We start from the raw sequence: 11729 nt of genomic DNA on the forward strand, positions 1-11729 counted from the left end.
TCGCGAGCCTGTTGTCGCTCAGCCAAGCCCCCGCTGATTCAGCAGCACCTTATTCAACTCACTGTTTTTGCGCACGTTCAGCTTGCGCATCGCCGAACGCTTGTGGGCGCTGATGGTTTTCTGGCTGCGCTGCAGCAGGCCGGCGATGCTGCAGGCGGACATGCCGCTGCTCATCAATCCCAGCACCTTTTTCTCGCAGTGGCTGAGCGCGGCGATGCGGCAGGCCTGGCATTTCCACATGCCGGCGGCATGCACCGCCATCCACGGATGCTGGATGAATTTTTCCAACGCCATTTGCAGCTTGAGGCGGATGGCGTAGGCCGAATCGCCCCGATGGATGCTGAACAGCGGCGGCAGGTTTTTCACCTGTTGCTGGGTCGTGTCGTCGAGGATCAGCAGGGTCAGCTGCCGCTGGCGCGGGATGCCGTAGGGGCTCTGATAGCAGCAGGCGCAGCCCCAGCGCTCTTCCGGCGTGCGGAACACGATTTCGATGTTATCCAACGCCTGCAGCGCCAGCGGTGAGAATTGCGGATACCGGCGCTGGCATTCGTTCAGGGAGTGCAGATAGTCCTGCAGCAGCAGACGCAGCCCCTGCTGGTAGAAGTTATCGCTGTCGAACAGCGTGAAGCGAATATCTGGCATGGGTGGCTCCTTAAAAGGCCGCGGCACCGCGCCGGAGCGAACGGTGACGGCCAATCGCCGGCGTTCGCGCACCGGTCGTTTTCCTGATTTCCCTGGGGCGGTGCGGGCTTATTGGTACGCCAGCACAAAATTGGCGACGGACGTGAATTCGCCTTCGGTAATGCTTTGGTTCTGAATCGCACTCGGCCGTCCCTGCACATAGGCGGTGAAGTTCAGGCTGTTGGGGCCGTTTTGCAGCGCGACGGCGCTGGTGGCCTTATTCAGATCGATATCTGCACCCTGATGATCGAACAGGGCGATGGCGGCGCCGTTCGCCCCGTTGTTGATCGCCAGCTTGCCCGGCAGTTCTCCGTCTTCAGTGCCGCTGAAGGTCACGCTGACGGATTTGAACACCGTAGTCTTGCAGTCGGTCAGCTTGATGCTGAACGGCACCGGCGTGGTGTGGCCGTAGCGGTACAGGGTTTTGACGATCACCGTGCCCATCTCCACCAGTTGGTCGGCGGACTGCGGTTCGATATTGCACGGGCGGCTCACCACGGTGCCGTGGAACTGCACCGGCGCGCCGATAAGCTCGGTATTCGCCGTCGCCGGCATGGCGGTAAACCACCAGGGCACGCAGCTCAGCAGCGCTAAAGCGCGTAGACGCATTTTCGTTCCTCCCTCGGTTACTGGAATGCCGCCACGATGGTGGCCGATGCGTTGAATTCCCCTTCGCCGATCTCTGCGCCGCCGTTGGCGAACGGTGCCGCCACCAGGTTCCAGGAGCCGCCGTTGCCGATATTCGGCACCGGGTAAAACTCATTCGGGATAACCAGCTGGCCGTTGTGCGTCAGCCGGATGCCGAGATCGTTCTTGTCGGTTTTGAACACCTCGTTGCTGAAGGCGGCCGCCGTGCCCGACACCGCCAGCTTGATGTTCAGCGTACCGTCCTCGAAGCTGCCGCCCTCGCACTGGAAGCGCACCGGAATGCTTTGCGGGTAGTTCGAGCCGTTGAGATCGCTGCCGCCGATCTCGCCGAACTCCACGTTGATCAGCTGGCCTTCGTTCACCACGCATTTATCCGGCACGTAAAGGATCGCGGACTGGATAAACACCTGCGCCATCGGATTGGGGCCGAAACCGCCGTCGGTCGAGCCGAGGCGACCGTACATCTCGATGATCTGCCGATCGTTAATCTCGACGCCGTTAATGATCTTTTTGCGCACCCGGAAGGTGATGCGGCCTTTGGAGCCGCTTTCGTAGTTGTTTACCTGCACATAGGGCGGCGAACAGCTGTGATTGGGATACTCGTTGGATTCGTTGTAAAAAGGCACCGTGACATAGGCCTTCTTGTTGCCGGCGATCCACACCTCGGCTTTTAAATCCAGAAAGTCATTCAGTTTTAAATAGCCGTTGCCGTAGTCGGAGGGGGGCAACGCCGAATCCGACTTGTAAAAGTGCGGGCTTCTGGGGATCGGCGTATCGCAGTAGGCCTTACCGGTATATTGACCACCTAACGAATAAGGGAACACTTTGGTAAACCCCACCTGGTTGGTGATGTTGCTTTGATTCAGATCGATATAGAACTGTTTCGGCCCGCCGTCCGGCGTGACGTAGCCGTTGGCCCAGGCGGCGGGGGCCGCCAGCGCGATCGCCAGCGGCAGGCAGAGTTTGGTCAGTTGAGTTTTCATCGCGTTCTCGAGCCTCACAGGTAAATCACCTGAATGTGCGCCACGGCGGCGAACCCGGCCGCCATCACCGCCCGCTGGGTGGACTCCACGCTGGCGCTGAACCACAGGGTGTTGCTGCCGGGTTGCAGAATGTAGGGGCGGCTGCGTTGATTCAGCTCCAGCGCCTGGCCTTGCTGGTCTTGCAGCCGCAGGCCGATGCCCTGCACGCCGCCGTTCAACTTCAGCAGCGACGGGTTGTCGACGTCGCTTTCGCCGAGAAACACCAGCGTCGCGGCCTGCTCTCCCTGCAGATAGAGGCGGCCGGCGTCGCCGTTGCGCGGGCCGGCCGGGTTATCCGCCAACGCGCGCGCACCCAGCAGGCAGTTGCGGAACGAGAGGCGAAAACGCACCGGCGCGCTGCGATCGCCGGCGTTGCGGAAGTCGCGTGCGCTGACGTCGCCCAGATCGACGGACTGATCCCGGCTGTCCGGCGTCAGGCTGCAGGGGGAGCTGAGCAGGCCGCCGTGAAAGCTGACGGTGCCGGTGGTGCCTTCGATCACGCCCAGCGGCGTTGCCGCCAGCGCGCTGCCGCCGCACAGCAGTGCGCCGAGCAGCAGCGGGCGCAGTCGATCGGTGAATTCAGCCATGCTGGACCTCCTTATTTTTTCTCGGGCACGGCGGTGCAAACGTTGCCGTTGCAGGCGAAGCGCAGTTCGGGGTGGCCGCCGTAGTCGTTGATGTAGGTGATGACGAAGCTGTTCATGCCCGTGTCGTGCAGCTTGAGGCTTTCGCTGGATTTCGGCTTCAGCATCAGCGGCTGAAAACCGCCGATCGCGCCGCCGCCCTGTTTTTGCGTCTGCCGCGTCATGCCGGTCAGGGTGATGTAAAACGGCGTCGGGTTGTCGACGGTGACGGCGCCGCCGCTTTTACGGAACACCAGCTTTTCCTGCCACACCTGCCCCTTGGGCGCGACGATGGCCTTCGGCCGGTAGAACAGCTTGATCTGCGTTTGCAGCGCCAGCTGCATCACGTTGGTTTTGGTGCTTTTCGGCGGAATTTCGCGCAGGTTGAAGTAGAACACCGACTCGCGATCCTGCGGCAGGCGATCCGCCTCCGGCGTCTTGGTGATGCGCACTACGCTGCGTTCGCTCGGCTCCACGCGCTGCAACGGCGGCAACACCACCAGCGGCGAGGTGATTTTCTGGTGCTGCTCGTTCTCCAGCCAGGACTGCGCCAGGAATGGCAACTCTTTGTTTTCGTTGGCGATATTCAGGCTGATCGATTTGGCGTCGCTCACATAGACGGCGCGCGTGCGATCCAGCGATATCGCCGCGTCGGCGGTGGGCAGTACGGCGCTCAGGGCCAGGCCGGCGGCGGTCAGTAGCGTTATCGGGTGTTTGTTCATGTCATTATTTCTCAGCGTTACGGATTACAGGGTGGCGCACGGCAGCAGCAGCTGGTCCAGCGGCTTGGCGGCGCCCGGGATCACGATGCGGCAACGGCGTTGGCCTTCCCAGGCGACGTCCAGCTTTTCCTCCGGCTGCACGCCGGTCAGGTAGACCGAACCGCCGTCGTTGACCACCGCGACCTCGCGGCCTTTCTCGCTCAGCACTGCGGCGCCGAACGGCGGTTCGCTGCCGTCCGCGAGGCGAATGGTGGCCAGCAGCTTGCTGCCTTTCACCACCTCGAAGTGGCGGTAGCCGATCGCGCCTTCGGTCAGCGTGCCTTGCACCACGGCGCGAGTGGCCTCGACGTCGTCCGCCAGCTTGTTGACGTCGATGCGGGTGTCGGTGTTGTAGTAGCTGGTGATGTCGGAAATCACCGCCAGCCCGAAACGGTTGCTGTAGGCGCGGCCGTTGTTGATCGGCACGCCGGCGATGCCGTCGGTGTCGAGCATCATGCGGCTGCCGCCGTTGCTCGAGTTCTGGTGCGCCGCGATACCGTGCCGGGTAGCGGTGAGGCCGCCGCGGAACGAGCCGCCGATCGACGAGTAGCTGTCCTGCTGGTAAGAGGCGCTGGCGTTCAGCGAGCCGAATGAAGCGTTATGGGTGTAGTACCCGCGTGCCAGCGATTTGCCGGACTGATTAAAGCCGCCGCTGACCTGCCAGGTATTGTCCGGATCGCTGTAGTCGTTGTACGACGCGGTCTGCGTGACATCGCCATTGTTGGTTTGCAGCGCATAACCGACGCGCCGGCGATCGCCGATCGGCACGGTGAAGTTGAGCATCACGCTGTCGTCGGTGCGGCCCTGGTAATAGGTGCGGTAAGCCGACAGCGAGGCGGTGATGTTGCTGATATCGCCGACGCTGAACAGCTTGCTGGCTGACAGCCCGTAACGATCCTGAGTTCGCGCATCCCAATAGGTCTGGTGCGAGTAGGTCAGGTAGGCGGTGATCGCCTTGGCGCTGTCTTCCGCCATAAAGGTTTTGCTGGCGGTGATGGTGTACAGCTCTTTCTGACGGCCGTTGTAATTCTTGTCGTAATCGCCGTAACGCTCCTGCAGGTACTGCGACATGTTCATGAACTTGCGCTGCGAGAAGCGGTAGCCGGCGAAGGTGATCTGGCTGTTCAGCTCGTCGAAGCGTTTGGCGTAGTTGAGCTTGAACGACATGCCGCTGGCGGTCGGTTCGCCGGGCAGGCGGGCGATCGACTGGGTGACGTCCAGCGACATGGCGCCGAACACGTTCAGATCGCGGCCGAGGCCGAGCGCCCAGGCGTTATAGTCGCCGCCGAGCAGCGCGCCGCCGTACAGCGACCAGGCGTTGCTCAGGCCCCAGGAGAAATCGCTGGCGGAAAACAGCGGCCCCTGGGTGCGGTGGTCGTAGGCCGAGGTTTTGCCCAGCGCCACGTTGTAGCGCACGTAGCCCGGTCGGGTCAGGTACGGAATGGTGGCGGTATCCACCTGGAAGGTCGAGACGGTGCCGTCTTGCTCTTCCACCTTGACGTCCAGCTTACCGCGCACCGAGCTGTTGAGATCCTGAATGGCGAACGGCCCGGCGGGCACGGTGGTTTCGTACAGCGTGCGGCCTTCCTGCGAGACGGTGATCTTGGCGTTGCTCTTGGCGATGCCGCGCACTTCCGGCGCGTAGCCCTGCAGGTTGGGCGGCAGCATGCGCTCGTCGCTGGCCAGGTTGAGGCCGGTGAAGCGATAGGCGTCGAACACCCCGGAGTCGAGGTAGATCTCGCCCAGCGTCAGCTTGGCGGCCTGCATCGGCAGCGCGCGATAGGCGTAGATCTGGTTCCAGTCGAAACCGGTGCTGCGATCGCCGGCCTGCTGATTGTAATTGGCCTGGTAGTCTGCGCGCAGGCGCCAGGCGCCCATATTGGCGCCCAGCGTGCCGTAGCTGCTCAGGTTCTGGGCGGTGTTGTTGTTGTGGTTCTGCTTGCCTAACTGGCCGCTCAGGTTGTAGTCCAGCAGCAGGCCGGGGATGCCGTCGTCCCACTGCTCGGGCGGCGTCCAGTCGGGATCGGAGTATTTCATCCACGCCTGCGGGATGGTGATCGCCAGCACGCCGCCGCCGATGCGATCGGAGACGGTCGCGCCTTTGATGCCGCGAATGTCGGCGCACTGGTTGTCGTGCCACAGGGTGACTTTTTTGGCCGCTTCTTCTTTCAGCGCCATTTTTTCCACCAGGTCAGGCGGCAGGCACACCTGGCTGCCGCTTTTGTTATCCGGCGACGGGAAATACTGAATGCTGCGCTGGGGCAGCGTTTTCTGGTTGATCTTGATGTCCAGCAAATAAGCGCCGGGCATGACGTAATCAGCATCGGAGAAACGCGAAAGATCCACTTTGCTGCGCTCGCCGATGTCCAGCACGTCGGTATTGAACTCCGTGGCGGAAAATGCCGGACGCACCCAGAGGAAAGATAGAATGACGAGGAGAGGTAGGTGTTTCCGTGTCAGTAATGACGTCATAGCATAATCACTCATGGCAAGTCCGCGCCCAATAGCAGGTCATCCGTACGACCTGAATACGTAATGCTGTGCAGCGCCCGCCGGCGCTAGAGATAAGACAGGGTGAATTTGGCCAGAGAGCTGAAGTCGCCCGCCCGCGCCTTGTCGGGATGCAGGCGCAACTGCGCGCCGAAGCGCAGCGTGTTGTCGCCGGCGACAATCTGGTAATCCGCCGTCGTGCTGCCGAGCGGGATCGGGGTGCCGGCATCGGTCAACAGCTCGATAGCCACCCCCTTCGCCTCGCCGTAAACGCCCAGCAGAGAAGGATCCCGGCTGTCGGCGGTGCCGTCGAACGTGACGTTGGCCGCGCGATAGATGAAGTCAGGCTTCACCTGGCTGGCCAGCTCGCAGTTCACCAGTTTGATCGTGAAATGGCGGCGGCTGCCGATCAGCACCGACTGCCCGTCCTGCGAGGCGTCGCTCATGGAGATCAGCCCGAAATCGACGGTTTGATCCAGGCTGTCGCTGGCGATGCCGCACGGCGTTTCGACGATGGTGCCGCCCAGGCTGACTTTGCCGTGGCCCTGATTTTTCGCTGCCGCCGCCGCGTTGCCAACGCTGAGCGCGATGAGCAACAGGCCGCAAAGGCGGATAGTCATACTGGCGTCTCCCTGTCTTTCCCTGTTCCCTTGCCGGTATCCTCGGCATGCAATAAAGCGGGGGATGCCCTGAGACATCCCCTGTGGGGTATTACAGGTAAGCCAGGGTGAAGTTCGCCACGCTGGTGAAGTCGCCCGGTACCACGGTGCTTGAGGCGCTGCTGCCCTGCAGGTAAGCGGCGAATTTCAGCGAGTTGTCGCCGTCGTTCAGGCCCTGGCCGTCGGTCGCGGTGCCCAGTTCCACTTCTTTGGAGTGCAGGTTGTCGTAGATCACGATGCCGGCGCCGGTTGCGGTGCCGCTCAGAGCCAGCAGTTTGCTGTTGATCGGATCAGGCGTGCCGGTAAAGGTCACTTTGACGTTTTTCATGGTAGAGATGGAGCAATCTTTCAGTTCGATGTTGAAAGGTTGCATGCTGGATTTACCCTGGTTGGCCAGGATGCGGCTGCTGATCTGGCCCATCGGCACGGTCTGATCAACGGATTCCGGCGCGACGCTGCATGGCGCATCGATAATTTCGCCGGTAAAGGTGACTTTACCGCTGCCCTGATTAGATGCGGCATGAGCAACAGATGCGGAAGCGAAAGCAATCACGGTTGCCAGCATTAATTTATTCAGTTTCATTTCTCAGGTTCCTGTAGAGAGTTTTTAAATAAAAAGAACAGCACATCTAAATCCCCCGCGGCGGCGGCAACGCCATGTCGCCGGCCGTGCGGTTGGAGCCAGATCCTTTTGCTCTGGGCAATACGCCAACATCCGTTATTTATGAGAAATAACGAGATTTGGAAAATCGACAATGAATTTTCTGGTAAATAAAATACGAGTTTTATGTGTGGCGTGTTGCTGGGAATATTCTTGCAAATAATAGTATTGCTTGGGAATAGATTTTATTAAATTAAGTCAAATTCAGAATATAAAACCAAAAGGAAAAAGAAATATATTTGCTTTAAAATCAATAGATCGTATACAAATATTATCCAGTATAAATCACTATATAAATAACGATATGCGAGATATTAGATCGGGGGAAATAGGGGTGCACCTACAATTCACAATATTGTTTTGCTAATATCGCCCTTAGGCAGCAGATGATGCATTTCTCTTTAGAAACAAAATATAAAACATAATTAATTGTTTTTATTGTTGTTTCATGGTTTTTTGTTCACTATTGATTGGGTTTCTTATTCGCGTTTAACCCGCGTTTAGATCTAATTAATTAACAATTGAATAACAATTACACCGGTAGTGAATTATTCTATCGCATTGCGGTATAGGGATTTTTCGCTGTCTAACCCCTTTTGATTAATCAAATTAAGGCATGTGCCGCTGCCGTTCGCCACATAATGATGACCTAAGTGACAATTAAAGGATTATAAACGGAATGATAACGATGATTAATGCTTGCGGTGGACGCCGCAAGGTGGGATTGGCTATATTTTTGCTGTCTTTTATGGTGCTATCTGGCTGTGTGGACGGTAGCAAGACAAAACTGAATTCTGTGAAAAAACTTTCACAGAACAATCCTAATGATAAATCCGATGAACAACGCATCGCGCTTTGCCAACAACGGGTTAATTCGTTAAAGAATATTAATCCGCAAAGTTACCAAAAGCGCATTGCCTATTTTAACGGCCTGCTTTCCAACGCCTCGGGATATGCCGGGGTGCGCGGCAACGTGGATGAGAGTACCCGTAAAGCGATTGATGCTCTTTATCAATATAAAACCGAGAAATTCTGCGCCGACGTCGAGCATGAGCTGATGTCCGATCTGTCCAGCCGGGTTGAGAATCTGTAGCCATGAAGCGATGCGCGCAAGGATGGGCGATGGGCTTTTTGCTGTTGGCGGCGAACGGGGCCGCTTGCGCCGCCGACGACGGCATTCCCGCCCTGTTGAAGTTCGCTGAACAACGGCAGGCGCCGCCGGCCGCGCTCGGGGAAGACACCGCGCGTAAACCGGTGCCCGCACCGGCCGCCAAATCGGCTGCCATCGCCGGGGCAGACGGCGTTCGTTTAACTTCTCTGAAGCAGTCTTTGCAACAGCAGGCGGAGAAAATCCGTCAGTTGGAGCGGCAGTTAGCGGCGGCTCAGGCCGCGGCGGCGCCGAAACGGGAGCGGGCCGTCGTCGATATTCGGCCGCTGGCCGATGCCCTGAAGGGATTGCGGCAAGCCGTTGCGCCAGTGCCTGAGGTGGGCGCATTGGCCGCTTCGCTAACGCAGGCCGAACAGCGCAGCGCAAGGTTGGCGGCGCAGTTGGCGCAGCAGCAGCAGCGGATCGACACTTTGCTGGCCGAGCGGCAGCAGGCCACCGAACCGCCCTTGCTGGCCAGCGAGGCGGACAAACAGGCGTATGCCGCTGGCGTGTCTCTGGGGCGCGACATTGTGCATTTGCAGCAGGAGAACCGGCGCGCGGGGCTGGAGGCGGACAGCCGGCTGTTGCTGGCCGGCATCGCCGATACCCTGGCCGGGCGGTTGCGGCTGGATGAGGCCGCCATCGACAGCGCGTTGCGCACGGCGCAGCAGCGGTTGCAGCAGACGCAGGCACCACCGCCACCGCTGGACGACAAAGCCTATCTGGCCGATTTCGCCCGTCAGGAGGGCGTCAAGCAGGATGCGCTCGGTTTCTACTACCGGGTGGACTATGCCGGCAATGGGGCGATTGGCGCCGACGATCGGGTGGATATCGTGGTGCGCGAAAACCTGGTCGACGGCCGGGTGGTCAAAGATATGGAGTTGGCAGGGACGGTGATCTCGCAGCCGTTGACGCGCTATCCGCCGCTGTTTCGCGCCGCTATCGAGAAGCTGCAGCGCCACGGCTCGATCACGCTGGTGGTGCCGCCGGCGCTGGCGTACGGCAAGCAGGGCAGCCCACCGGCAATCCCCCCGGACGCCACCATGATTTATACCCTGCGCATCGCTGACGTGCAGCCGTGAACGGGGGAGCTCAGCAGTAACCACTCAGGAGGAATGCTATGGCCAAGGCGCCGAAAACGTTTGAAAGTAGAAAATCGCTGATGCTGAATGTGTTGCAAGGATTGTGCAGAGAGCGTGTCGAAGGGTCAGGGGGCCACCATCCCCCGCCGGAGCAGTGGCCGAAGACGCGCGAGCTGGCGGATAAATGCGGCGAAAACATTTATACCACCCGAACCCTGCTGCTGGCGCTGGAAAAGGAGGGCAAGGTCCACTGCACCCACCGCAGCATCAACAATTCTCTACGCTGGTACAGCTGCGACGAACAGGCAGCGATAAAAAAAGAGTGATTCGACCCTGGCGGTCGCTTTTGACTATCTCTACAGCTAATCATTAATTAATCTTATCATTTGGCGGGGCGTTTTGCTCCGCCAATCCTCCTCTCCGCTCTCTGCCATCCGCGCAGGCATTGCTAAGATGTTTTTTGCGGCCATATACTTATCGCTCAGACGGGAACAGGTGTAGGGAGCCGGCATCGTAATGAAGGAAAAGAAAGACATACTGAGATTGGATGATATTCATTATCAAATAGACAACCAGGTGATCCTGGACTCCGTCTCTTTCACGCTGGGTGAAGGCGAGTTTAAACTGATCACCGGGCCTTCCGGCTGCGGGAAAAGCACGCTGCTGAAAATCATCTCTTCCTTAATGGATCCGACCCGCGGGAGCCTCTATTTCGACGGCCAGGCGATCGCCGAGATGTCGCCGGAGGCGTATCGCAAGCAGGTTTCTTACTGCTTCCAGACGCCGGCGCTGTTCGGCAATACGGTTTACGACAATCTGGCGCTGCCCTACCAGATCCGTCAACAGTCGCCGGATGAACGAAAAATGAAGGCCGATCTAACGCGTTTCGGCCTGCCGGAGGCGATGCTGACCAAAAGCATCAACGAGCTGTCCGGTGGAGAGAAGCAGCGCGTGTCCCTGATCCGCAACCTGCAGTTTATGCCCCGGGTGCTGTTGCTCGATGAGATCACCAGCGCGCTGGACGAGGAAAACAAACGCAACGTCAATGAGATAGTGCATCAGCTGGTGGCGGAGCACCGGCTGGCGGTGCTGTGGGTGACGCACGATACCGAAGAGATAGCGCATGCGGATGAGGTGATCACCCTGCGCGCGCACGGCGCCGAGCAACAGGAGCAACAGCATGAATCAGCATAACATCACCAACGAATCCTTAGGCTTGTCGATGATCCTGGTGGTGGTCGCCATCCTGATCAGCCACCGGGAAAAGCTGGCGCTGGAAAAGGACATTATCTGGAGCATCTGCCGCGCGGTGGTGCAGCTGATCATCGTCGGCTACGTGCTGAAGTATATTTTCGACCTGGATAACGCGCTGCTTACCGTATTGATGGTGCTGTTCATCTGCTTTAACGCGGCCTACAACGCCAAGAAACGCAGCAAGTACGTCGAACACGCGTTCGTGACGTCGTTTATCGCCATCACCACCGGCGCGGTGCTGACGCTGGCGGTGCTGGTCTTGACCGGCTCCATCGAATTTACGCCGATGCAGGTGATCCCCATCTCCGGGATGATCGCCGGTAACGCCATGGTAGCGGTGGGGCTGTGCTACACCAACCTCGGCCAGCGTTTCAAAAGCGAACAGCAGAAGATTCAGGAGATGCTCAGCCTGGGGGCGACGCCCAAGTTCGCTTCGGCGGCGCTGATCCGCGACAGCATCCGCGCTTCGCTGATCCCGACCGTGGACTCGGCGAAAACCGTTGGGCTGGTTAGCCTGCCGGGCATGATGTCCGGGCTGATCTTCGCCGGCATCGACCCGGTGAAAGCGATCAAATATCAGATTATGGTGACCTTCATGCTGCTTTCCACCGCCAGCCTGTCGACCATCATCGCCTGCTATATGGCCTACCGTAAGTTTTACAACGAGCGCCACCAGCTGGTGGTCGGCAACCTGAAGTAAC

At 59.1% G+C, this 11729-nt stretch carries 13 protein-coding genes; 5 read left to right on the forward strand and 8 right to left on the reverse strand.

Features of this window, described 5'->3' with window-relative positions; genetic code table 11:
- Nucleotides 1–18: 18 nt before the first annotated feature.
- The 8 genes from GF111_RS14000 to GF111_RS14035 all read right to left on the reverse strand — a co-directional run bounded on the left by GF111_RS14000 (nt 19) and on the right by GF111_RS14035 (nt 7467).
- Nucleotides 19–642 (reverse strand): LuxR family transcriptional regulator, encoded by a 624-nt coding sequence (locus GF111_RS14000; protein ID WP_038871492.1) that lies wholly within the window; start codon nt 640–642, stop codon nt 19–21.
- Between the two features lie 108 nt (nt 643–750).
- Complete coding sequence (locus tag GF111_RS14005) at nt 751–1290, reverse strand: fimbrial protein (protein WP_038871490.1); 540 nt, start codon at nt 1288–1290, stop codon at nt 751–753.
- Nucleotides 1291–1307: 17 nt separating this feature from the next.
- Nucleotides 1308–2312: a fimbrial protein gene (locus GF111_RS14010; RefSeq protein ID WP_055315447.1), complete on the reverse strand. Its 1005-nt coding sequence runs from the start codon at nt 2310–2312 to the stop codon at nt 1308–1310.
- Nucleotides 2313–2326: 14 nt separating this feature from the next.
- A complete protein-coding gene (locus GF111_RS14015; RefSeq protein WP_047729654.1) occupies nt 2327–2938 on the reverse strand; it encodes a fimbrial protein in 612 nt (203 codons plus the stop codon).
- A gap of 11 nt (nt 2939–2949) precedes the next feature.
- Entirely contained in the window at nt 2950–3696 is a 747-nt protein-coding gene (locus GF111_RS14020; protein ID WP_147190849.1) for a molecular chaperone, read from the reverse strand.
- Between the two features lie 24 nt (nt 3697–3720).
- Entirely contained in the window at nt 3721–6222 is a 2502-nt protein-coding gene (locus GF111_RS14025) for a fimbria/pilus outer membrane usher protein (RefSeq protein ID WP_038871477.1), read from the reverse strand.
- A gap of 71 nt (nt 6223–6293) precedes the next feature.
- Nucleotides 6294–6845 (reverse strand): fimbrial protein, encoded by a 552-nt coding sequence (locus GF111_RS14030; RefSeq protein ID WP_147190847.1) that lies wholly within the window; start codon nt 6843–6845, stop codon nt 6294–6296.
- A 91-nt stretch (nt 6846–6936) separates the two neighbouring features.
- Nucleotides 6937–7467 carry a fimbrial protein gene (locus GF111_RS14035; protein ID WP_038871472.1) on the reverse strand — a complete coding sequence of 177 codons (531 nt, stop codon included), beginning with the start codon at nt 7465–7467 and terminating at the stop codon, nt 6937–6939.
- An 826-nt stretch (nt 7468–8293) separates the two neighbouring features.
- Here GF111_RS14035 and GF111_RS14040 point away from each other — a divergent pair.
- From GF111_RS14040 to fetB, 5 genes are all read left to right on the forward strand, one after another.
- Nucleotides 8294–8638, forward strand: a complete 345-nt coding sequence (locus GF111_RS14040; RefSeq protein ID WP_262372956.1) for a hypothetical protein — start codon at nt 8294–8296, stop codon at nt 8636–8638.
- Between the two features lie 29 nt (nt 8639–8667).
- A complete protein-coding gene (locus tag GF111_RS14045; RefSeq protein WP_186766913.1) occupies nt 8668–9774 on the forward strand; it encodes an FKBP-type peptidyl-prolyl cis-trans isomerase N-terminal domain-containing protein in 1107 nt (368 codons plus the stop codon).
- Between the two features lie 38 nt (nt 9775–9812).
- Entirely contained in the window at nt 9813–10100 is a 288-nt protein-coding gene (locus GF111_RS14050; RefSeq protein ID WP_004930885.1) for a FaeA/PapI family transcriptional regulator, read from the forward strand.
- Between the two features lie 190 nt (nt 10101–10290).
- Nucleotides 10291–10968, forward strand: coding sequence for an iron ABC transporter ATP-binding protein FetA (fetA, locus tag GF111_RS14055; protein WP_047729658.1), 678 nt, complete (start codon nt 10291–10293; stop codon nt 10966–10968).
- The gene (gene fetB, locus GF111_RS14060; protein WP_038871458.1) at nt 10955–11728 is read left to right on the forward strand and encodes an iron export ABC transporter permease subunit FetB; all 774 of its coding nucleotides are present in this window, start codon (nt 10955–10957) and stop codon (nt 11726–11728) included. The genes fetA and fetB overlap by 14 nt, the downstream gene beginning before the upstream one ends.
- Nucleotide 11729: the final 1 nt, after the last annotated feature.

This window comes from Serratia sp. HRI, assembly GCF_010119335.3.
In the GTDB taxonomy this organism is placed as follows: domain Bacteria; phylum Pseudomonadota; class Gammaproteobacteria; order Enterobacterales; family Enterobacteriaceae; genus Serratia; species Serratia nevei.